The sequence below is a fragment of the Pseudomonas sp. Cab53 genome, from assembly GCF_018325965.1.
Taxonomy (GTDB): Bacteria; Pseudomonadota; Gammaproteobacteria; order Pseudomonadales; family Pseudomonadaceae; genus Aquipseudomonas; species Aquipseudomonas chlororaphis_E.
The window spans coordinates 2835698-2857751 of the sequence record NZ_AP021902.1 but is presented as its reverse complement, the minus strand read 5'-3'; the positions used below and the strand labels follow the sequence as shown (position 1 = coordinate 2857751).

The 22054-nt window shown below is 64.4% G+C and carries 13 protein-coding genes and 1 pseudogene; 6 read left to right on the top strand and 8 right to left on the bottom strand.

Annotated elements, in window-relative coordinates; genetic code table 11:
- Positions 1-24 precede the first annotated feature (24 nt).
- Positions 25-981: a class I SAM-dependent methyltransferase gene (locus KI241_RS12465; protein ID WP_212803766.1), complete on the top strand. Its 957-nt coding sequence runs from the start codon at positions 25-27 to the stop codon at positions 979-981.
- Here the strand turns inward: KI241_RS12465 and KI241_RS12460 are convergent.
- The 4 genes from KI241_RS12460 to KI241_RS12445 form a co-directional block, all read right to left on the bottom strand.
- Positions 950-6070: a leucine-rich repeat domain-containing protein gene (locus KI241_RS12460; RefSeq protein ID WP_212803765.1), complete on the bottom strand. Its 5121-nt coding sequence runs from the start codon at positions 6068-6070 to the stop codon at positions 950-952. The genes KI241_RS12465 and KI241_RS12460 overlap by 32 nt on opposite strands.
- A 136-nt stretch (positions 6071-6206) precedes the next feature.
- The gene (locus tag KI241_RS12455) at positions 6207-6809 is read right to left on the bottom strand and encodes a LysE family translocator (protein ID WP_212803764.1); all 603 of its coding nucleotides are present in this window, start codon (positions 6807-6809) and stop codon (positions 6207-6209) included.
- Positions 6810-6862: 53 nt separating this feature from the next.
- A complete protein-coding gene (locus tag KI241_RS12450) occupies positions 6863-7699 on the bottom strand; it encodes an AraC family transcriptional regulator (RefSeq protein ID WP_042731820.1) in 837 nt (278 codons plus the stop codon).
- A gap of 108 nt (positions 7700-7807) precedes the next feature.
- Entirely contained in the window at positions 7808-8233 is a 426-nt protein-coding gene (locus tag KI241_RS12445) for a heme-binding protein (protein ID WP_042731821.1), read from the bottom strand.
- Between the two features lie 215 nt (positions 8234-8448).
- On the opposite strand from KI241_RS12445, the gene KI241_RS12440 reads away from it, so the two are divergent.
- Together KI241_RS12440 and KI241_RS12435 are read left to right on the top strand one after the other, a co-directional pair.
- Positions 8449-9534 carry an aromatic ring-hydroxylating dioxygenase subunit alpha gene (locus tag KI241_RS12440; protein WP_042731823.1) on the top strand — a complete coding sequence of 362 codons (1086 nt, stop codon included), beginning with the start codon at positions 8449-8451 and terminating at the stop codon, positions 9532-9534.
- A complete protein-coding gene (locus KI241_RS12435) occupies positions 9531-10481 on the top strand; it encodes a PDR/VanB family oxidoreductase (RefSeq protein WP_212803763.1) in 951 nt (316 codons plus the stop codon). Before KI241_RS12440 ends, KI241_RS12435 begins: the two co-directional genes overlap by 4 nt.
- A 106-nt stretch (positions 10482-10587) precedes the next feature.
- Here KI241_RS12435 and KI241_RS12430 read toward each other — a convergent pair whose 3' ends face one another.
- Both KI241_RS12430 and KI241_RS12425 read right to left on the bottom strand, forming a co-directional pair.
- Positions 10588-11301, bottom strand: coding sequence for a GntR family transcriptional regulator (locus KI241_RS12430; protein ID WP_053144376.1), 714 nt, complete (start codon positions 11299-11301; stop codon positions 10588-10590).
- 78 nt (positions 11302-11379) lie between these two features.
- A pseudogene (locus KI241_RS12425) lies at positions 11380-12404 on the bottom strand (Ldh family oxidoreductase).
- 193 nt (positions 12405-12597) lie between these two features.
- On the opposite strand from KI241_RS12425, the gene KI241_RS12420 reads away from it, so the two are divergent.
- Both KI241_RS12420 and KI241_RS12415 read left to right on the top strand, forming a co-directional pair.
- Positions 12598-17412, top strand: a complete 4815-nt coding sequence (locus KI241_RS12420) for a DUF6543 domain-containing protein (RefSeq protein ID WP_212803762.1) — start codon at positions 12598-12600, stop codon at positions 17410-17412.
- 173 nt (positions 17413-17585) lie between these two features.
- Complete coding sequence (locus KI241_RS12415; protein WP_123579966.1) at positions 17586-18593, top strand: FecR family protein; 1008 nt, start codon at positions 17586-17588, stop codon at positions 18591-18593.
- Positions 18594-18734: 141 nt separating this feature from the next.
- On the opposite strand, the gene KI241_RS12410 is transcribed toward KI241_RS12415, so the two are convergent.
- Positions 18735-21083, bottom strand: a complete 2349-nt coding sequence (locus tag KI241_RS12410) for an acylase (protein WP_212803761.1) — start codon at positions 21081-21083, stop codon at positions 18735-18737.
- A gap of 298 nt (positions 21084-21381) precedes the next feature.
- Here KI241_RS12410 and KI241_RS12405 point away from each other — a divergent pair, with 298 nt between their 5' ends.
- A complete protein-coding gene (locus tag KI241_RS12405; RefSeq protein ID WP_042731963.1) occupies positions 21382-21762 on the top strand; it encodes a fe2+ zn2+ uptake regulation protein in 381 nt (126 codons plus the stop codon).
- A 9-nt stretch (positions 21763-21771) separates the two neighbouring features.
- Here KI241_RS12405 and KI241_RS12400 read toward each other — a convergent pair whose 3' ends face one another.
- Complete coding sequence (locus KI241_RS12400) at positions 21772-21960, bottom strand: hypothetical protein (RefSeq protein WP_042731964.1); 189 nt, start codon at positions 21958-21960, stop codon at positions 21772-21774.
- Between the last annotated feature and the right edge of the window lie 94 nt (positions 21961-22054).

The window sequence follows — 22054 nt, the reverse complement described above, 5'->3', positions numbered from 1 at the left end:
CTTTCGACTCGCCGGCGTTGCCTGATGAACCCTGAAGCCCTTCACACCCTGCAGACCCATTTGCTGACCGCCCTGGCCTGCGTGCCGGAAGAAACCCGCCGCCTGTTCCATGGCCGCGGACGCTGCTGGCCAGGGCTGGAACAGCTCACCGTCGATTGGCTCCAGGGCGTGATGTTGGTCTCGGTGTTCAAGGAGCCGGAACCGGCGCAGTTGCAGGACCTGTTTTCGACCCTGCTCGCCCTCACGACTACGCCGGCCTGGCAACAGAGCCAGGCCCATACCCTGGCCGTGCAACACCGTTACCTGCCGCAGAGCCTCACCCAGTGGCTGGTGGGCGAGCCCATCGACGAGTGGACCCTGACCGAAGGTGGCCTGCGTTACCGGATCGACCTGGGCAAGAAGCAGAACAACGGCCTGTTCCTCGACATGCGCTACGGCCGCGACTGGGTGCGGGCCCACGCCGCGGGCAAACGCGTGCTGAACCTGTTCGCCTACACCTGTGGTTTTTCGGTGGCGGCCATCGCCGGCGGCGCACAGCACGTGGTCAACCTGGACATGTCCCGCGCGGCCTTGAGCCGGGGCCGCGACAACCATCGCCTGAACGGCCATGACCTGAGCCAGGTGAGTTTCCTCGGCCACGACCTGTTCAAGTCCTGGGGCAAGGTGATCAACAGCGGCCCCTACGACTTGGTGATCATCGACCCGCCGACCTTCCAGAAAGGCAGTTTCCTGCTGACCAAGGATTACCAACGGGTGCTGCGCCGGCTGCCGGAACTGTTGACTGCCGACGGCACCGTCCTGGCGTGCAGCAATGACCCGGCCACCGGCACAGAGTTTCTGATCGACGGCGTCACCCGCGAAGCCCCCGGGCTGGCCTTCAGCGAACGCCTGGCCAACCCGCCGGAGTTTCCCGACATCGACCCTCAGTGCGGCCTGAAGGCGCTGGTCTTCAAAGCGGCAGCACCGGCCACCAGGCATTGACCAGGCCCATGGTGACCCGGCGTACCAACGCCTCGACCTCGCGGCTCTTGACCGAACGGTAAATGGCCATGGTGCGACGCAGTTGGTCCTCGGTGAGGGTCACTGGTCGGCCGGCGACCCAGTCCACATCTGCGACCGCTTCCAGCCCCGTGCGGCGCCAGACGGTTCGCTCGCCCTCCGTGACCGGTTCCAGGGGGCTGGGCAGCTCCGGGTCCGGGTGCACCAGGTTGTCCAGCATCGCCTGGGGCCATCTCGCTGGGTTCACCGGCCCGCTGAAGGCATTTACCAGGTCGTCATCGAGGGTTTCCCAGATCGCCAGCCCTTCCGCCCATTGGGGCGACATCAAGCCCAGGTAGGGCCGCCACAGCATCTCGCCCACGCTCGGGGCTTGATCGTTGCTATTGAAGGTGTCCTGCGCGCCGCTGAGCCAGTCGATGAACGCGTCCCGGGTCATCTGCGCCTCCAGTTGCGCAGCATCGGGGAAGCGCGACATCAGCGCGTATTCCCAATTGGCGTGGTGCTCGGCCAGGAAGCTGGCGAACGGCGCGCCGTGGCGGGACAGGCGCGCACGCATGACCGACTGGAACATCCGAAAGTGCAGCTCCAGCTCGGGAAGGTCCGGTTGCTCCCGGTCCAGGGTACGGGCCTGCAAGCGCGAACGCAGTTGCCGCAATTGCTGGTCGAAGTCGCCGATCAACGTCGGGAGGCGGTCGTAGGCGCCTGGATAGCCCATGAAATGCTGCAAGACCGCGGCAGCCCGCTGGCGGACGCTGAAGGCCAGTCCGGCCATCGTGCCGTTATCGGCGTCGCGCACGAGCGTCGAGAACCAGTCGATGAAGCTGCGCATTCCCGGATCGTCACGGGCGACCTCCAGCGCCCTCTGGAGCGAGGGCGAAATGTACAGCCAATCATCGACGGTATAGCGGAAAGACTCAGGGAAAATCCTTCGCAGGGCATTGACCTGGGCGCTGGGCAGCGGGTTGTCATCGAGCCACACCCCTAGCGAATCATTATCGGCCAAGGGCGCAAGCGACGGCAGCAGGTCCGCGTCGATGCGGGTGATGCGATTGCCACTCAGGTCGACGACGAACGTGTCGAAGATGGACACCTCGGTGTGCCTGGACAGCACGGTCAAGGCCAGTTGGGGCACTCGTTCGAGCCCACTGCGGCCCAGCTCCAGCGTCATCAGGTTGACCAGTTCCGGCAGCTCGGGCAGGTCGCGACAGTTGTTTTCGTTCAGGCGCAGTTCCCGCAGTGCTGTGGCGGCGCGCAGGAAGGCGCTGCCCTCCTCATCCAGGCGCAGGCCACAGCGCCCCAGGTTCAGCGAGAGCAGGTCCGGCAACGAAGTGGTCAAGGTCTGCAACTGTTCAGGCGTGAACCCCAGGTTGTCGGTCCAGATGATCTCGCGCAGGGACCGCTGTGCGGCCAGGCTACTGATGGCGGCGATCACCTCGGCATCGGTCCCGGCCTGGGCGCTGCCGATGCCGGAAAGGTCCAGGCTCCAGAGAGGGATAGAGGGGTCGCTGCCCAGCAACGGCGTGAACACATTCGCGTCCAGGTGCAGCGGGTTGCAGCTCATCGACAAGTCCACCAATGCCGGCAACTGCGCCACGGCGGCGGGGACGCGGGTGAGATGATTGTCCCGCAGGTCCAGTGAGTCGAGGCCAGGGAACATCCGCAGGAAATCCGAAGGGTCTTCTACCAGCCCCAGGTTGGCCAGGATCATCGTTTCGATGTGTTCCAAACGAACGGCGACCGGAGGCAGCCGACCGATAGGCATGTTTTCGATCCGCACGACCAACTCACTGCCCTCGCTGCCCGGATCGGGGGCTCGCTGCCAGGCACGACGGATGACCCGGGCGACGCCGCGGCGTTGCGCCAGCAGCGCTTCACGGTCCAGCGCCTGCTCGACGGGATGATGAAAGCCCTCGTGCTCCTCCCACTGGCGCAACCCTTGGTCCAAGGCCGTCCATTCGTTTTCCAGGCGGCTGACCAGATCGTTGAAACGAATGCCATCGCGTTGTGCCTCACCTGTCAGGCCCGATCGCAGGCGTGCAAGGGCGTCCCCCGCGTGGGCGGGAAACAGCTGTTCAAGCCGCCGGTTCAAGCTGGCGTTCCACTCCGACAGCGGCAGCCGGCCACGGCCGCTGAGTGGATAGGCCAGGTGTCCGTTCAACCACTGCGGCGTCGAGCCGAGGCTGTCCAGGCTGCGCATCGCCAGGTAGGGACGCAAGGCTGGGCGGTCGTCCAGGGCTTGGGCCAATAGCTGGCTGCGAAGCTTGTCCGCCTCCCAGATGTTCACCCCCAGCGCCTGACGGGCATCGTCCGGCATGGCCCTGAGCAGCGCATCTTCGAGTCCCATGGCGCTCGCCAGCTCCTCGCCGGTTTCGTCGAAGGGCCGATACCGGTCGCCTTCCTGACGGATGACTTTGAACGCGTCACCCTGCCCCACTTCGATCGGGTCCGGCAGCTCGCGCAACCACAGGCGCAGGTGCAGGCGGCCGCGCAGTGACGGGGTATCGGCCAGCAGATGGATGACGATGCGGTCTCGATCGACCGTACTCTCGCCCCGCGCCAAGGCACGCACGGCCCGGCTCAGGCGCAGTTCACGCAGGGCCTCGGCACCCTGTCTGCCAAGGTCTGCGCTCACCCGGCCTTCAAGCAGGCGCTGTCGATCGAGACCTGATACACCGCGAACCAGCTCGTTGGCGAGGGTGTCAGGCAGGCCCGGGAAGGCCCGGCTCAAGGGCACGGCCAGTGGGTCAAGCCCGGTGGCGCGGGCCATGGCCCGGGTCAGCCGCAGGGCGTCGCGCTCCAACCGCTCGGCCCAACGCCCGGCCAACAGGCGACTGCGCTCCAGCGGGCGCAAACCGAGGCTGTTCTGCCCCAGCAGCGCGCTCTGTTCGTCCGCCCGCAGTCCGTCCAGAACCCGCGCCGCCCAGGCGTCGTCGGCAAGGTCAGCCCGAGTCAATAAGGTAAACCGCGTATCGGCCAGGTCGCCCACGGGGTACAACCTTACGCCATCGTAATAGCGCAACGTCATGTCCTCGGGCCAACCCGGCAACTCCGCCAGGGTCTGGACGATACGAAAATGCATGCCCTGGGGCGCTTCGCCACGGCGCAGGCGCTCGACTGTGTGTCGTACCCATTGCCAGTTGCGCGCTTCATCCAGGGCATCGGCCAGGATGGCCGGCATCGGCTGCGCCTCGACTTGCAGGTAGCGCAAATGCGCTTCGCTGACCCCAACCTGGCGCTGCACCGCGAGGATCGTGGGGGTGTCGAGTTCAGCCGGCGTCTGGGCAAACATGCGCAACAGGTGCGGATTGCTGCGCTGCAACGGGTTGCGATGCGCCCATTGCCAGCCGCGGGCGCGGCTCCATTCCAACGGCGGATTGACGCCCCGGTGCCCGGAGGGCAGACGCAGGCTCAATTCGCCCTGCGTGCCCTGCACTTCAAAGTAACGGCCCTCGATCTGTACCCAGGCATCGTCGGGCGTGCGCCAGACACCCCAGGCGTCCTGCTCGGCCTCCAGCGGCGGCAGGCGGCGCGCCTCGAACGCTCGGACGTCGCCGTTCCACAGCCGGACACTGCCATCGGCCACGGGCATCGGCTCGATGGCTGCGCCCACAAAACCCAGATAGGCGCCTTGGGCAACCCCGAACAGAACGTTGAAGAGATGATCGATCCCTTCTTGCGCGTGGCCTTCGTTGAACGCCTGGATACCTTCAAAGATTTCGTACACCAGGCGCACCCCGCCGACCACCGCCGCCGCCATGCCAATGGGCGCGCAAAACGGGAAAAAGGTCGCGGCGAGCATCAATGAGCGCTCCACCAGGCTTTCCCAATACGCGAACTTCGCCAGCCACGCCCGCCAATCCTGATCCCGGGTCGGCACCATCAGCGCCGCGGCGTTACCCAGCGCATGGCCACGCCATTCATGGTAGGCGGCGTGCCAATGATCTTCGCGCATCTCATTCAGGCTCCAGGCCACCTTGGGCACGGGAATGCGGATGCGTCGGGGGTTGTCGTCCTCGCCCCGTTCTCCCTCGCGCCAACCGGTGATGCGCGCGTGGATTTCCTGGAAGAGATTGGGGTTGTCCGTGATCGTCCATTCCACTTGGTCATGCAGGGCCGGGCCCAGGCTGGCTTGCAGGCGCTGAGGGAAATACTTCACCAGACCCTCGCGATAACGGCGCTTGCGCACCCGTTCGGTCAGTTCTGCCGACAGCGCCTGCAAACTGGCGAACTGCTTGAGCGGTGCCACGGCATCGTGGGGGATATGCAGGACGATGGGCCGAACCCCGTTCGCATCGCCCGCCAGCCCCCAATACACTCGGGCACCGAACAGCGGCGCAGACAGCAATGCCAGCGCCTTGACCTCGCAGGCCAAGGGCGCAACCGGTTGAGCCTCCAATTGGACGCCAGCGTGGGCCAGCAACCGCTCGCCGATGTCGTCCAGGCGCCCCGCCAGCTTCGCCTCGTAGGCGTCATGCACCAACAGGCTGTGGGCGTAGGCGATGTAGGTGGCCGCCACCAAGGGAACCTCGTCGACGATACGAGGCAGGCGCTGTTCGAGCTTGTGCCGGTAGGCCCCGCCGACGTCCATCTGCCGGCAAAGGTTGGCGAAGCTGGCTGGGCTCATGCCCAGGGGCGCGCTGTCCGATGGGGCATCGCCGTGGCCGAACTCCCCTCGCCGGCCCTGGATGAACAGCTCGCCTTTCTGGTCGAAATCCCCGCCGACAATCGTGTCGTCGGGCGAATAGTTGGCCATGGCCGCCTCGATTACCGACATCGACGGATCGGTCACGGATGGCCCGCGTCGCACCCGTGCCCGGCGCAACGCGTCGGTGACGCTGCCGCCGCCATTGACCAGGTGCCAGCCTTGCACCTGCGGCTGCACCTTGAGCCGGTCGAGGGTGAAGACGTAAGGCGAAGGCAGGTCGCCCAGCAACGCGTTCAAGGCGTCGCTGTCGCGCTGCAACTGCCGGGTAAGCGCCTTGAAACGTTCCTGCCGGGGCCGTGTGGCCTGCTTCAGCCAAACGGGCAGCCTGGCTTCGATGAACTCGACATGGGTATCGAGGGTAGACATGGTGGACCTCCATCCTTGGGGGCAATGCGTCGTTCGACGGGTAGCGCCGGCCGAACCGGCGCGAACGCGATGCTCCAAGAAAAGGCCGCTGTTTAAAACTCTCCAACCGTTGCAAGGGGTTGCCGGCGCCGAGCGTCTAAACCAACAGCGTCAGCCACGCCGACAGCAACAGCAGCACCGCCATGGCCCGATTGAATCGCCCCATCGCCACGGAGGACCGGCAGAACTTCGCGGCGCCAAGGCCCAGGCAGGCCCAGACGGTCAAACACGGAATGGAAATCGCGAAAAATGCCAGGGACAGCCAGAGCACCCGTACCGTGCGGTCGGCGTCGGTGCCGGCAAACACGCTGACCACCGCCAGCGCCATCATCCAGGTCTTGGGGTTCACCAGTTGCAACGCGGCCGCGCCCGCCAGGCCCAGGCGCGGGCCTTCCACTGGCTTGGCCGGGTCGATGGCCTCGGCCGGGGTACGGAAAATCTGCCAGGCCATCCAGCTCAACCAGGCGATGCCGGCCCAGGACAGCAGCGTTTGCAGGGTCGCATGGCGCGCCAGCACATCCCCCAACCCGGTCCCCACCAACAGCACCAGCAACGCCGCCGCGGCGCAGGCTCCCAGAATGATTGGCAAGGTGGTCGCCAGGCCGAAGCGGGTACTGTGGCTCAGTACCAGGATGTTGGTGGGGCCGGGGGTGATGGAGGCGACAAAGGCGAACAAGGCAAACGGCAGTAACTGGTCCATGGAGCAACATCTCGGTGGGTGATCGTGTGTCGATCATCCCGATCCGCAAGTGCTCAGTCTGGAACAATTGAGCAGCGTTTGCGGTAGTCCGCCGGGCTCAGCCGATAGGCACGCTGGAACCAGCGCCCCAGGTGACTCTGGTCGGCGAACCCGAGCAATGCCGCCACCGCGACGGCGCTTTCGCCACGGGCCAGCAAGCGCCGGGCGCGAGCCAGGCGCAGCTGGATCAGGTAAGCGTGGGGCGCCAGGCCGAACGCGGCCTTGAACGCACGGGTCAGGCGAAAACGATCGACGCCGGTGACCTGTGCCAGGTCGTCCAGGCCGATGTCTTCGTGCAGGTGACTGTGCAGGTAGTCGCGGGCCTGCTGCGCCACCAGCGGCAAGCGGGGATCGGGATTGATCCGCGCCCGCCAGTGCAAATGCTGGGTCAGGTTGGCCAGCAAGGTGTCGAGCGCCGTTTGCCGGACGATGCGGATTTCCTGGTCGTGCAGACTCTGGAACGCCATCGCCGTTGCGCTGGCCAAGCGCGCATCGTCGGCCAGGGTGGCGGCGAATCCCAGTTGCCCATGGTCCGGCGCGACGTCGAACAACGAGCGCAACTCACGCTCCAGCCAGAGAGGGTCGAGGTACAGGGTGCGGTAGGTAAAGCCTCCGGCCTGGGGTGCATTGCCGTCGTGGAGCTCGCCGGGCTCCAGCAGAAAGACCTTGCCGGGCGTGCTGTTGTGTTGCTGGCGGCGGCAATGAAACTGCTGCAGGCCCTGCTCGGTCACGCCCACCAGATAAGCGTCGTGCCAATGGGGGTCGTAGGCGTGCCCTTCAAAATGCGCGCGCACGGTCTCGATACCGGACGTGGCGTCCTGCTTGAGATCGATCCAATTGTGCGCCGTCATGCCTCGTCCTGCTCGTTGTAGGTGCCCTGGCAGATTAACCGCTCAGGCCGATGGCTGTCTGGAAGATTTGTGCAATCGAACGCTCCCACCAGGATGATTCCAAAGGGTTCAGGCATCCGGCGTGATCACCGGCAGCACCGTCTCCAGCGCCAGCCGGGCCAGTTCGGCGTCCTGCTCGGACTTGACCCCGGACACGCCGATGGCGCCGATGCACAGGCCGTCGTGGCGGATGGGCACGCCACCTTCGAGCATGCCTTGCAACTGCGGTGCGCTGAGAAACGCGTAGCGGCCGCCGTTGATCATGTCCTCGAAAAATTTGCTGTCCCGTCGGCCCATGGCGGCGGTACGGGCTTTTTCAGTGGCGATGTAGGCCGACAGCGGCGAGGCATCGTCCAGGCGCAACAGGCCCAAGGGATGGCCGCCGTCGTCCACCACGCAGACCGACACGGCCCATTGCCGTTGATGAGCCAGCTCCTTGGCCGCGACCAGCAATTGTGCAACGTCTTGTTCGGTGAGTACGGCTTTGGTTTTCATCAATCACTCCATGCCATGCAGGAAAGGCGTGCCGAGTATTGTGCTTCGATCCGCGGTGAGCCGGCAAAATTCAAACAGGTTAAGGTACTCAACCATCAATGGATCCATTGAAAGCTGCATATCGTCGATAAAACCCTGAAAATTGTTGACAAGAAAATTAGTTAAGAGTGTTAATGGATCCATAGACAAGAACAACATCCGCCTGGAGATCCGTCATGTACCCCAAGAATGCCTGGTACGTTGCCTGCACCCCCGATGAAATCGCCGACAAGCCCTTGGGGCGCCAGATCTGCGGCGAGAAGATCGTTTTCTACCGCGGCCACGAGGGCAAGGTTGCCGCCGTGGAAGATTTCTGCCCCCATCGCGGCGCCCCGCTCTCCCTGGGCTACGTCGAGAACGGCAACCTGGTGTGCGGCTACCACGGCCTGGTCATGGGCTGCGATGGCAAAACCGTCGAGATGCCCGGGCAACGGGTCCGCGGCTTTCCTTGCAACAAGACGTTCGCGGTGCAGGAGCGCCATGGGTTCATCTGGGTCTGGCCGGGTGACCAGGCGCAGGCCGATCCGGCGTTGATCCATCACCTGGAATGGGCGCAAAGCGATGAATGGGCCTACGGCGGCGGGCTGTTCCATATCCATTGCGACTACCGCCTGATGATCGACAACCTGATGGACCTGACCCACGAAACCTATGTGCACGCCTCCAGCATCGGCCAGAAGGAAATCGACGAGGCTCCGCCGCAGACCACCGTCGAAGGCGACGAAGTGATCACCGCGCGGCACATGGAGAACATCATGGCCCCGCCTTTCTGGCGCATGGCCCTGCGCGGCAACAACCTGGCCGACGACGTGCCGGTGGACCGCTGGCAGATTTGCCGCTTCACCCCGCCCAGCCACGTCATGATCGAGGTCGGCGTAGCCCATGCCGGCAAGGGCGGCTATCACGCCGCGCCGCAGTTCAAGGCGTCGAGCATCGTGGTGGATTTCATCACCCCGGAAACCGAAACCTCCATCTGGTATTTCTGGGGCATGGCCCGGCACTTCCAGCCGCAGGACGAGGCCCTGACCGCAAGCATCCGCGAAGGCCAGGGCAAGATCTTCAGTGAAGACCTGGAAATGCTCGAACGCCAGCAGCGCAACCTGCTGGACCATCCGCAACGCAACCTGCTCAAGCTCAACATCGATGCCGGTGGCGTACAGTCGCGCCGCGTGCTGGAACGCTGGATTGCCCGGGAACAAGAGGCGCAGGCGGCGCTGATCGCCAGTACCCAGCCGCCCCACCACGCGGAGCAGCGGCCATGATCGAAGTCCAGGTCACGGCGCGGCACAGCGAAGCGCTGGACATCTGCAGCTATGAACTGACCCGGGTCGATGGACAGCCGTTGCCCGCCTTCACCGCCGGCGCCCACATCGATGTGCACCTGCCCGGCGGCTTGATCCGCCAATACTCCTTGTGCAATCACCCCGAGGAGCGCCATCGCTACGTGATCGGCGTGCTTCATGACCCGGCGTCGCGCGGCGGCTCGCGCAGCCTGCATGAACAGATCCAGACCGGCGCGCGGTTGCTCATCAGTGAGCCACGCAATCTGTTTCCCCTCGCCACGCAGGCCCGGCGCAGCCTGTTGTTTGCCGGTGGCATCGGCATCACTCCGATCCTGTGCATGGCCGAGCACCTGGCCCAGGCCGGTGCGACGTTCGAACTGCATTACTGTGCCCGCTCACGGGAACGTGCCGCCTTTATCGAGCGCCTGCGCCTGGCGCCCTACGCCGACCGGGTGTTCCTGCATTTCGACGAAGAACCCGAGACGCGGCTGGACACCGCCCGACTGCTGGCCGCGCCCGCTGACGATGTGCACCTGTATGTGTGCGGCCCTGGCGGATTCATGCAGCACGTGCTCGACACCGCCAAGGCCCAGGGCTGGCAGGACACCCAACTGCACCGCGAATACTTCGCCGCCGCGCCCGTCGACACCGGCGCCGATGGCGCTTTCTCGGTGAAGCTCGCCAGCAGCGGCCAGGTGTTCGAGATCCCAGCGGACCGCAGCGTGGTGCAAGTGCTGGAGAGCCATGGCATCGAGATCCCGATCTCTTGCGAGCAAGGCGTCTGTGGCACCTGCCTGACCCGCGTCCTGGAAGGGGTGCCGGAGCATCGGGACCTGTTCCTGACCGAGGCCGAACAAGCCGGCAACGACCAGTTCACCCCCTGCTGCTCCAGGTCCAGGACACCGTTGCTGGTGCTGGACCTCTGAGCAAAGATCCCCTTCGCCAGCCCGCTGGCGAAGGCGGTCTTCCAGCCCGGTAACAAACAACCGCCCCACCGCATTGAGCAACAGGCCAGGCCGCTCCCCGAAATCATCACTCGGAACGAAGAATCACCGTCATCCGCTCATCCGCCAGGGTCGAGCCGAACACTTCGGCGTAGCGCAAGGTGGCATTGGCGTGCTCGCGCATGATTGCCTCGGCGCGGCTGCCCTGGCGGTTGATCAGGGCGTCGAACACCGAGTGGTGCTGCATGTGGGCGTAGTTGAAGCGGCGAAACTCGCCGGCCATGTTCTGGCGATCCACCGCCAGGGCCGTGACGGAGGCGAAGGGCAGGTGGTCGTTGCGGGCCAGGGCCACGGCAATCGCCGGGTTGTGGCTGCCTTCGACGATTACCTGGTGAAAACGCATGTTGAGGTCGTGGTAGACCTCCAGGTCATCCTCGGTCACGAAGCCTTTGGCGAACAGCGCATCGCCCTGCACCAGGCACCGTTCGAGGGTCGCCCGGGCCTCGTCGGACAAGCCGCGCTCGGCCGCCTGCCGGGCGGCCAGGCCCTCCAGCACACCTCGCACCTCCACGGCCCCGGCGATCTCCTCGGGGCTGACCGAACGCACCTGGAAGCCTCGCCCGCCAAAGCGCACCAGCAGGCCTTCCTGCTCCAGCGTGCGAAAGGCCATGCGCACCGGCATGCGTGACACGCCGAACAATTCGGCCGTGGGAATTTCCATCAGGCGCTCACCGGCGGCCAACTCCCCCGAGGCGATCATTTTACGCAGCGCAACCAGCACCGTTTGACCGGGCTTACTCATCCAGGCGATTTCCCCAAGAAACAGCCGTCATAGTAGAAGGCTGGCGGTGACGTGTCACGGTGGCCACCCCGAGCCGACCTAGGCCAGCGCCTGCAATTGCGCCAACGTCTGCTCATCCAGCGGGATGCCCTGCTCGGCGGATTTGGCCCGTTCGCGATGCCGGCGATCCCCGGAAGCCGTCGCAGGCCGACACCGTGCATCTGCCTGACCAGTTCCTGGCTGCGCTCGGCGAAGTCCTGGCCGGCGGCCTTGCTCGGGTCGATGACGATCAGCAACTGGCCGGTCCACGGCGTCTTGGCCCCCGGGTGGTTGCTCCAGTCGAACTCAAACGAAAAGTGCCCGCCAGTCAGCGCCGCGGCCAGCAGCTCGACCATCATCGACAACGCCGAGCCCTTGTGCCCGCCAAACGGCAACAGTGCGCCGCCTTCCAGGATGGCCTTGGGGTCACGCGTCGGCTGACCGAGGCTGTCCACGCCCATGCCGGGCGGCAGCAACTCGCCCTTGCGCGCGGCGATCTGCACATCACCGTGGGCGATTGCGCTGGTGGCCAGGTCGAAGACAATCGGCTCGCCATCGGCCCGTGGCGCGGCGAAGGCGATCGGGTTGGTGCCGAACAGCGGGCGATCCGCGCCATGGGGCACGACGCAGGTCATGCTGTTGACCACGCTCAGCGCCACCAGTCCTTCGTAGGCAAACGGCTCGACGTCCGGCCAGAGCGCGGCGAAGTGATGGGAGTTACGGATCGCCAGCACCGCAATGCCGGCGCTGCGGGCCTTTTCCACCAGCAACGGGCGCGCTGCGGCCAGGGCTGGCTGGGCAAAGCCGTTGGCGGCGTCGACCCGCACGAAGCCTGACGCCACGTCCTCGACCACCGGCACTGCCCGCCCGTTCACCCAGCCGCTCTTGAGTGTCGAGACATAACCGGGGATGCGAAACACCCCATGGCTATGGGCGCCGTCGCGCTCGGCGCCAGCGCAGTTTTCGGCCAGGACCCGGGCGACCTCGGCAGAAGTGCCGTGCCGCAGGAAGATTTTCTCCAGCAAACTCACCAGGGCATCGAGGGACAGGGGGCGAGAACCAGCGTGTTCGGATTGCGCAGACATCTGAAGCTCCAGAGTGATTGTTGGAGGTAGCAACAGCGTAAGTCGGACCAGCCCATGATTAAACACCGCTTCGCGCGCGCACTGTCAACTGTTCACGCGATAACTATGTACCGCCTCACGGTCGTCGTTCTTGCCCACGCTGGCCGCTTCCCATGGACGCGCCGCCCCACGGCGCCAAGATCGAGAAGCAACGATGACGACTGCCCCCACGCCCCTGCTGTTTCCCCACGTGTTGGACGCCAATCGCCTGGACCAACTGGACGACAGCCACGGCTTGACTCAGGCCGATCTGGAATGGCTGCACCATGCCGCACTCCCCAGCCACACCCTGCGCCAGGCGCAGACACCAACGATGGAGGCGCAGACCATCCACCTGCAGGCCGAGGATAAACCCTCGGTGCCCCTGGCCGGCTGCCTCACCCTCAAGGCCTTGACCGATAAAAACCCAGCGGCCGTCAAACCGGCCTTTCTTTACACGCCCTACGGCGGGATCCAGAAATTCGACAGCCCCGAAGCGTTGGATAGCCACCTCGAAAACCTGCTCAAGGACAAGGCCCAACGTGACGAACTACTTAGGTTGCTCTCGATTCCCCAGCGCAGTGAACTCAACGGTGCATCCGTCATCACCTCGTCCAGGCAAACCATCCGCGGTGACGTTTTCGCCACCTTGATCGAGTCCGTCGAACAGGCCCAGGGCCTCAACGCCCAGGCGATGGTGGGCGAGTTGGTCAAGCTGCCGTCGCTGGCCGTCATGCTCGACCAGGTCTTGGACGAGGTGCTGTCGAATTTCGATCACAAACAGGCCCGCGTCGCGCTCAGCGCAGACGCCGGTCCGGGCACGATGGGCGCGGGCCGGGTCGCCCGCAACCTGTCACTGGCCGAGGCCGTCCTGGTGTACTTTCACCATCAGGGTCGGCCCGCCGGGCATGACGTCGACTTTATCCATCCAGGCATCACCACGACGCCGTCCAACCGCCAGCAGTGGCAAGCCATCCTGCGGGATACGGCCCGGAACCTGCTCCCCAAGCTGGCCGCGCGCCTCGACGCCTATTGGGATGCCATCGCGCCGTTCCATGCCCCGCGCCGGGACTTTCTCGCGCAGGTCATCAGCGACGGCTTTCGCGCCGCCGTGTTCATCCAGCGGGAGAAGCGGCAACTGACCGAAGCGCAGAGCCAGGAACTGCTGCGCCTGTACCGCTCCTCCGGCCCGCAGGAACCGCTGTTGTTCGTAGAGTCGGTTCGCCTCTGGGAGTACGCGCCGCTTTACGTGGAATTGGCGGGCTCATTGATGATCAGCGGCAAAGAGCATTACCTGTATACCCCTCACCACGGCCTGTCGAGCGTCGACGGCCACCTGGGGTTCAAGGCCGCGCTGCTCGGTGCGCCCACCTCGGTTGCCCGCAAGGACGCGCTCTACAGCCTGCTGAGCCTGCAAGAGCGCAACCGTTTCCTGCGTCTCGACGAGCCGCACGTGTCAGGCAAGACCCTCTCATATCCGGTGTTCGAGTCCCTGGCCGAGGCCATCATCGACAAGCAGATGAACAACCTGCACTACGCGCTGGAAATGTCGCGCCAGGGCGACATGGACGTCCACGCACTGGTCGACAAGGCGCTGGACATCCGCAGCCTGATCAACGGCAAGTTGCTGGAACACCAGGCACACGGACACTGGGGCACCCAACCGTCGTTCTATGGCGAACTGCGCCTGTCCAACTTCATGGCCGACCGACTGGAACGCCAGGGCAACAGCTATCAATCGGTCGAGCAGGCCTTCAACGGCCTGTTCAGCCAGTTGCCGCAATCCACCGATGTGGCACTGGACGACGAACTTCGGGCGCTGCTGCCGGAACTGACCCACGTGTTCTCCCAAGGCTTGCGCGCGGAAGCCGAACTCAGGGAGCTCAATGGCACGTTGCCGCCCGCCGCGCACGACCTGATCCGCAACGTCTTCGCCTTCGACGCCGAAAACCCGGACCGCTCCCAGCGCCTGGGGGTCAAGGGTTTCCGGCCTGACGTCTATTCGTTGCGACTGAGCTGCACCCTGGACGGCTCGACTGTCTCCCTGCCCCTGCCCAACTGTTTTCTATTGACCGAACGTGGCGGGCTGGACACGCCCTACTCCGGCCTGGGGATTTTCTGGTCACCCGCCGATGGCTTGCGGGCCTTTTCCTCCGTTGAATTGGCCGAGCAGCAATTGAACCGATACCTGCTGGACTCGCAAAGGCGCTTCGGCCTGCTCGCCAACCTGCCGCCGGCGCAACGCAAGCCTCACGGCCTCTATCGCCTGGCGTCGTTCGAGCTGATCGAGGACAACGTGCTGGTGAACCGGATGAATTCGTTCATCGGTTATTTCGAGGCCGAGCATGGTTACCTGAGGCAATTGAAGGCCGGTGACTGGCGCCTGGCCGGCCCCGCGCTGGTAGACAGTCTGCGCGCCCTGGTCAGGAAAGGCGCACCCACCAACCTGATGCGCGCAGCGCAAATCGCCGAGGCCGACCGCTGGCAACAGAAGCTACCCGCCTGGCTCGGCACCGCCGCCCTCGAAGACCAACGCCTGCACATCGATCTGCTGGAGCAATACAAGGGCAGCGTCAGCGACGGCAAGGATTACCTCGACGGCGTCGAGCCACTGGCCGTCTATGTGAACGCGCGGCTCAAGACCCTGCTGACCGCACGCTTCGCCAATAACAAACTGGACCCCGCCACGTTGCTGGTCACACCAAAGCTGGCACTGGCTGGGCCTGCCAGGTCGCTGACAGAGTTTGCCCTGAGCCACCTCAACATCACTGCCCTGCCCGGATTCAAGGTGTCGTCCAGCACCGGACAAAAGCTGCCGGACAACTTGAACGAAACCGCGATCCGGCAAATCCTGTTGTCGCTGGACATCTCTGGCACTTACAAAAACCAGGTGCTGGAACACTTGTCGGACACCGGCGCGGGTGTCGAAGACCGCAAGCGCAGGTTCCGTCGGCAGGTCCCTTGGCAACTTCTGCAACACGCGCATGCGCGCCACCTGCAACAGCACCTCTCGCCCACCGCCTTCGACCTGATCCGCCAGGTACTGGACATCCCCGACGGCCTGGCGCGCCAGGCCGTGGAAGGCGCCGATGCCGTGATTCGGCCGTTGGAGCTGATCAAGACCGCGGGCGCCACGGCGGTCAAGGCGTTGGGCCTGTACCTGATCGGCCGAGGCGCCAACGGCACCGGACCGCAGATTCTGTATGCCCCCTACCACACGGGCCACAGCTTTACCGAGTTCAAGGACGAAGCCAGCGTCGTCAGCACTTTCAACACCCCAGGGGCGCTTCAGGACCTGCTGCTTCGCCGCCTGCCGGAGCACCAGCAAGCCACGTTCAAAAACCTGTTCGCCAGCACGGTTGGGCACCTGTCGGAAATCACCCTGGCCGCCAACCCGATCCAGACCAACCTGCTCGACACCCTATTCAATGACAACCGGCAACTGTTGTCTCAGATGCTCGACACGCAAACCGACCGGCACCGTCAGTTCGATTGGGAGACGGTCCTGCATCTGTTCAGCGCCGGGGTCAAGTTCGTCGGTCGGCAATTGCAGGGCAAACTGGCCTTCATCGAAACGCTCTGGGAAAGCTACCAAGACTTCAAAGCCTCGGCCGAAGCGTTACAGCAACACGATTGGAAAGCCGGGCTGCACAATTTTATCGCCGGCGCCTCCGAGATGGTGTCATTGGGATGGATGAACCGCGACGACACCTTCGGCCTGCTCGCTCCCGTAGAACCCGTGGCGCAGGATATCCGTGCGCTGACACCGCCGCGCTGGCAGGACATCGCCTCCACGGCTCCAACCCGCACTAACCTGCGGGTCTTCCAGGCCTTGGGTGTGAGCCTCGCCGATCTCCAGCAAAGCGCCACCGATGGCATTTACCGGGCCCAGGCGTCCGGCCGGTTCTACACCAGCGTGGCCGGCCAGGTGTTCGAAGTGGCCAAGGCCAACCGCACCTGGCGGGTGGTCCATGAAAATGGCGAAGGCCCGTTGCTCACGCTTTCCCACGACCGCAGAAAGTGGCTGATCGACCCACAACGGCAAACCATCCGCTACGGCAAGGTGATGTCCACCCTGGCCAACGCCTACAGCGACCATAAGGCAGGCGAAACCCTGAACATCGAAGCCCGGGGCATGGACAAGATCCGACGCAAGTATCCGCGCCAGGCCACCGTCATCGTGCAGGCCCTGGAAACGGCGCGGTACTACTGCGCCAACGCCCTCGACAATCTTGATCGCATCAAGCAAGGGGTGTCTGCGGGCTCTCGGCTGGACACGTTCTTCAAGGCCTTCTTTGGCGTCTACACCGTCGATGTCGCGCTGATCAAGAAGGTCCACGCCGCGATCTCTCCGCTGTGCCAGGCGCTGGCGAACCCGGCCTGGGAATGGCAGAACGGCCAGCGCATCGTCATCGGCAGCCTCAAGGACCCTGCCGACGGCGCCACGGCGTTCGTGCTCGAACCTGAGGAGAAAGGTCGGATCTACCTCACCCAGTTGTTCTTCGACCCGGGGCTCGATGGCTACAAAGCACTCGTCCCGCAGACGTTCAATGTCGACGCCCATGCCCAGGCGGCCACACTCATCCACGAAATTTCCCATCAACTGCACGACACGCTCGACATCATCTACCTGGACGCGCCACTGCCCTTCCTCGACCTGATATCCAGGAGCACGCACCTGGGACGGATGGCCTATAACCAGCAGGAAGAACTGCAGCGCCACGGACTTTCGCTGAGCACGCCACGCAGCAAGCTGTTCCGGGAATGGGACAGCGCCGCCAAGGAGCTCAGGAGCCTGGAGTTCTTTCCTCGCCACCAGGATACGGTCAAGGCCATCCTGGAAATGACCGGGGCAGCGAGCCTGGATCAAGCCCGTGATGCCTTCCTGGACCCGCATCTGCCGAAAAAACGCATCGACGTCATCCTGCGCAACGCCGACTCCATGACGTTGCTGGTCTGCGAGCTGGGCAGGCAGCTCGATGCGGCATGATTGACAAAGGCGTTGGCGAGCGGCGTTGATCTTTTTTTCACGACGCGTGTGCGAAGGTAGGCCTTTGTTCGCGTCTTTGGGTAAAAACCGGCTCATTTGATGTTCAAACGCCATGACGGCAGTTCTCGGCAGCGCCTGCCGAAGGTTAGAATGCGGCAAACCAGGAAGAGTCAATGACCGAACCTACACTCTCGGAAGCCGAATACGACGCCATTACCGATGCAGCCGCCCATTGGTGCATGCGCTTGCATGCCAGCGACTGCACCGATGCCGAGCGACGGGCCTTCAAGCAATGGCACGATGCCGATCCCCTGCATGCGTTCGAATATGAGGCCATGCTGGAGATCTGGGCAACGGCCGATCACCTGCCCCGCGTCGAGCCGCCCGCCACCCTCGCATCCCCGGCGCCCCGGCCTCGGTCCCGCTGGAGCCGGCTGGCCGTTGCGGCGGCAGTGCTGGCCGTCGGCTTGCCCCTGGCGGCGTTCACGGGTTGGCACCTCGGCTGGGTCGCCAATTCCTATGAACACTTCGAGGCCGGCGCAAGCGTGCGCCATATCACCTTGAGCGACGGCAGCCAGGTGGAGCTCAACCTGGGCAGCGAGCTGGTATTTGCCAATTACAAGCATGAGCGTCGGGTGACGCTGGAAAAGGGCGAGGCATTTTTCGATGTCAGCCATGACAAGCAGCACCCCTTTGTCGTCCGCGCAGGCCAGGGCCAGGTGCGCGTGACAGGCACTCGCTTCAATGTCTGGATGTACCAGGATCAGGTGCGGGTCACGCTGGTGGAAGGTTCCGTGTGGGTGACCAGCAACCAGGCGCTCGCCAGCACCGGTTCGCAGCTGACCCCAGGCATGCAGGCCAGCTACAAGGCCGGCGACTACCAGCCGCAGGTGCGTGACATTGGCGCCGATGACAGCTCACTGGCGTGGCGCAACGGCAAGCTGGTGCTGGACAACCTCGCCCTCAGCGAGGCACTGCCGCTGATCAATCGCTATCTCGCCCGCCCGGTCATGTTGGCCGACAACAGCACCGGCTCCCTGCGTATCGGCGGGATCTACAGCCTCAATGAAGTGCAGAACCTGGTGCCTTCCCTGCCCAAGGTCCTGCCGGTCTACCTGACCCAGAACAAGGATGGCAACCCGGTCCTCAACGCCATAGGGCAACGGCCAGCTCCACACTGAATGATTCCCCGGCGGGAGTGAGCCTGCTCGCGAAGAGTTGAGCCCAGCCAACATCAATGTCGCCTGGACTGCCGCTTTCGCGAGCAAGCTCGCTCCCACAGGGGGTCCCGGCCGGCCCCATCTCTCCTGTAGGACTGAGGCCTAGTGCGTTGCCAGCCGGCCTCTTTCATCGCGCTCACGAATGATCACGGCCTGGTAATCCGGGTCGGCCTTGATTTGCTCTTCGGTGAACGGCAACACACTCCATTGCTTCTGCGAAAACGCCCGGGTCTGGTCGGTTGAGTAAGGCGACGCCGGGTCGCTGGACAACGAGAACGCCAACAACCCCTGGGCCTGTGGCCCCTTGTCGTCGAAGGTCACCACTTGCAGGTAGCTGGTGCCGCCGACCACTTCGCGCTTGCCGTTCGCCGCCGGTACGCTCTGGATGGCGTTGTAGATCCCCAGTTCCCCTGGCCCGCCGTGGATCGGTGTCTGCCGGTCACCGCTGCTGGCGACTTGAATGTCTTGCCATTGACGGTCCTTAGACCATTGCGCAGCCTCCACTGCCGCCACCGAGGCCAGCATGGCCTCGCGCACGGCCTTGAGCACCGCCGGTCGCTCGATCGCCAGGCCGCGCGGGGTGTGTTGCGGGTCTTTTGGATCGAACGCGACCCGCCACGATTCAGGCAGCGCCTGCACGCGTTCCATGATGTGCTGGAAGTGCACGAAACCCAGCCCACTGTGCAGGCCCGCCGTGCGATCCCAGGCCTTGAGGCTGGCACAGGCCTCGGCGATTGCCGCGGCGTCTTTGCCGGCCTCGGCGGCGCATGCGCCAAGCAAGTCCGGCACGACCTGGTCAGCCAGGTAGACCCGATCGTCCATGACCATGCGTTGCAGATCTTCCACCTTCACCGCTCCGTCCTTGGCGAGCGAGCCCAGCCGATCCAGGGCAAACCGTGAACGCAAGCCCAGCGGCTGGCCGTGCTGGCTGATCAGCGGCGAATAGCCGGTCAGTGGCTGCGCCGGATTGACCATCCAGGCCGAATCGTTGGAGTTCTGCACGTAGTCGCGTCGCAGCAACTGCGGCAACTGGTCGGCGGCATAGATGCCCTGTTGCGCGGCGTTGGGATCCACATCCCAGGCACATTCACTGCGCGAACCGTCCAGCACGATCAGTTGCAGCCCGGCCCGGGGGTCGCTGCAGCGTGCCAGCTTGGCAGCGTTGACGTTCGGCACCACCGACAGGTTCATGTAGAGGCTCTGCCCCTGGTCGTCCACCGCCAGGGTGTTGACCCAAGGGATACCCTGGATGCGATGCACGGAGCCCTGCAAGTCCTTGAGCGAGACCGCCTGGTTCATGGCGTGCCACTGCTCCAGCACTCGGTCGTTGTCCAGGTTCGCGTCCCGCAGGCTGAAAGCGAAGCGGTTATCCCAGTCGAGCTTGCCTGGCCACTGGACGATTGGCCCGAACTGCGAGCCATAGACTACGCGGGACACCGCTTTGACCTGCCCGTCAGGTTGCTTGACGTCCACCGTGACCGCTTGTTGGCTCATTGGCACCGACTGGCCGTCGATCAGGTAGCGGGTCGGGTCCTTCGGGTCGAGTTGCAGGCGGTACAGAGTGAAATGCTTGGAGGTGTCGACAGTGTGGGTCCAGGCCAGGTGCTGGCTGAACCCGATGTTGATCACTGGCAGACCCGGCAGGGCCGCGCCCATGACATCCAGCTTGCCGGGAATGGTCAGGTGCATCTGGTAGAAGCGCATGCCGCCCACCCAGGGAAAGTGCGGGTTGGCCAGCAACATCCCGCGACCGTTGAACGAACGCTCGCTGCCGATGGCCAGCGCATTGCTGCCGCGCTCCAGGGCGAACCGTTGCTGCCGGGTCGCGGCGTCTGCAAAACCGTTGGCGGCAGCGCCATTGAGTGCGCTCGCCTGGGGTGGCTGCGCTCCGGCCAGGGCTTCGGCGAACTGGCCAACGCCGCCTTCCACCAACAGGCGCCGGGTCAGCTTGACCAGGTCCAGCGCCGTGATCGGCCGAACCCATTCGCTGGCGCACTCCACGGGCAGGCCTTTGGCCTTGCGCTCGGCCAGCGCCCGGTTGTAACCCGCCACGTAGCCTTCGATCCGTTGCTGGAGCGGTGGTGTCTGGGCCTGCCAGAAGCCGGACACCGCCTGCGGCGTGTTGAGCCAGTTGAAAAACACATCGCTGACACGGTTTTCCCGCTGCTCCACCGTCAGTTGCTCGGGCCCGAAGTAGCGCGAGCGCTGGCCATTGACCGTGACGATCTCGTTCGCCAACAGGCAGAGATTGTCCTGGGCGTACGCATAGCCGATGCCGTAACCCAGGCCGCGCTCATCCTGGGCACGAATATGCGGCACGCCAAAACGGGTGCGGCGGATCTCGGCGCTGGCCTGCGCCAGGTCGTCTTGCGCCACGACCACGGGGCTAAGCCCCAGGGCTACGCCCATAAAAGCGCCCGCGAGGGCCATCCTCGATAACTGCCCGGACATTCTCACGTTCACTCCAGGTGAAGACTTCAGAAAACCAGGACGGCTACCGACGCTCGTGACAACCGGCTGCGGTTCGCCCTGGAACATCCACACACCGCCCGTTCGAACGGAATGTGCCTCCCCTGGAAACGAACCGGATGAAAAAAAATTAATCGCCTGGAGGGCGTTCTATCACGGGGTTTGACGAAGCAAGGGCAAATTTTTCACATACCGCCCTTCATGATTGCCCGCCCTCGTTCGTCCTATTACAGGAGAGTATCCGTGACCTTTTCTGAACAGGCTGGTAAGGAGTTTCTGCATGCGTAACGCGCAACTGCCCATGGAGGGCAAGCCACGACCGACCGGCGTTTCGCTGGCCGTCCCCCACACCGTCTTCGCCAGGCCCGCCGAGCGCGGCGGCAATGAACACATCCGGCGCCTGCTCAAGAGCTTCGGACTGAGGACCAGCCTGATTCGCCTCAAGGTCATCGACGCGCTGCTCAAGGCGGCCGAGGACAATCACGGCCTGGGCGTGCGGGGTGTACACAGCCAGTTGCTGGGGCTGGACATTCCGTTGTCCTTTCTCAGTGTTCGCGAGGTGTTGAAGCGCCTGTGCAGCGAGGGGGTCATCGTCCTCAACCCCGACAAGAGCTACTGCCTGCACCCCAAGGCCATGGCCGTGATCGAGGCCGGTGAGTGACGCCTGGGGTCAGGGCTTGACCTTGCGCCGCATCACACCGTTGATCACCACCACGATGACCGCCACGGCAATGGCGATGTATTGAAACAGCTGCTCGCTGATCATGCCTTTGCCCTGCATCCAGGACAGGCCCAGCATGATCGCCAGGACCACGAGGACGATCAGAATCGAGTACTTCAAGCGTTGTGAATGAGTCATTGCCAATTTCCTGAATGTTACCGTTCTGTAGCCCGGGGCCTGCCGGGGTGACACCGGATCGAGCGATGACGGGCAGCGCACGGGAGGCCCATGG

Excerpts from the sequence above, each read along its gene's own strand:
- KI241_RS12465 (WP_212803766.1), top strand. The coding sequence starts at position 25 with ATGAACCCTGAAGCCCTTCACACCCTGCAGACCCATTTGCTGACCGCC.
- KI241_RS12460 (WP_212803765.1), bottom strand. The coding sequence starts at position 6,070 with ATGTCTACCCTCGATACCCATGTCGAGTTCATCGAAGCCAGGCTGCCC.
- KI241_RS12455 (WP_212803764.1), bottom strand. The coding sequence starts at position 6,809 with ATGGACCAGTTACTGCCGTTTGCCTTGTTCGCCTTTGTCGCCTCCATC.
- KI241_RS12450 (WP_042731820.1), bottom strand. The coding sequence starts at position 7,699 with ATGACGGCGCACAATTGGATCGATCTCAAGCAGGACGCCACGTCCGGT.
- KI241_RS12445 (WP_042731821.1), bottom strand. The coding sequence starts at position 8,233 with ATGAAAACCAAAGCCGTACTCACCGAACAAGACGTTGCACAATTGCTG.
- KI241_RS12440 (WP_042731823.1), top strand. The coding sequence starts at position 8,449 with ATGTACCCCAAGAATGCCTGGTACGTTGCCTGCACCCCCGATGAAATC.
- KI241_RS12435 (WP_212803763.1), top strand. The coding sequence starts at position 9,531 with ATGATCGAAGTCCAGGTCACGGCGCGGCACAGCGAAGCGCTGGACATC.
- KI241_RS12430 (WP_053144376.1), bottom strand. The coding sequence starts at position 11,301 with ATGAGTAAGCCCGGTCAAACGGTGCTGGTTGCGCTGCGTAAAATGATC.
- KI241_RS12420 (WP_212803762.1), top strand. The coding sequence starts at position 12,598 with ATGACGACTGCCCCCACGCCCCTGCTGTTTCCCCACGTGTTGGACGCC.
- KI241_RS12415 (WP_123579966.1), top strand. The coding sequence starts at position 17,586 with ATGACCGAACCTACACTCTCGGAAGCCGAATACGACGCCATTACCGAT.
- KI241_RS12410 (WP_212803761.1), bottom strand. The coding sequence starts at position 21,083 with ATGTCCGGGCAGTTATCGAGGATGGCCCTCGCGGGCGCTTTTATGGGC.
- KI241_RS12405 (WP_042731963.1), top strand. The coding sequence starts at position 21,382 with ATGCGTAACGCGCAACTGCCCATGGAGGGCAAGCCACGACCGACCGGC.
- KI241_RS12400 (WP_042731964.1), bottom strand. The coding sequence starts at position 21,960 with ATGACTCATTCACAACGCTTGAAGTACTCGATTCTGATCGTCCTCGTG.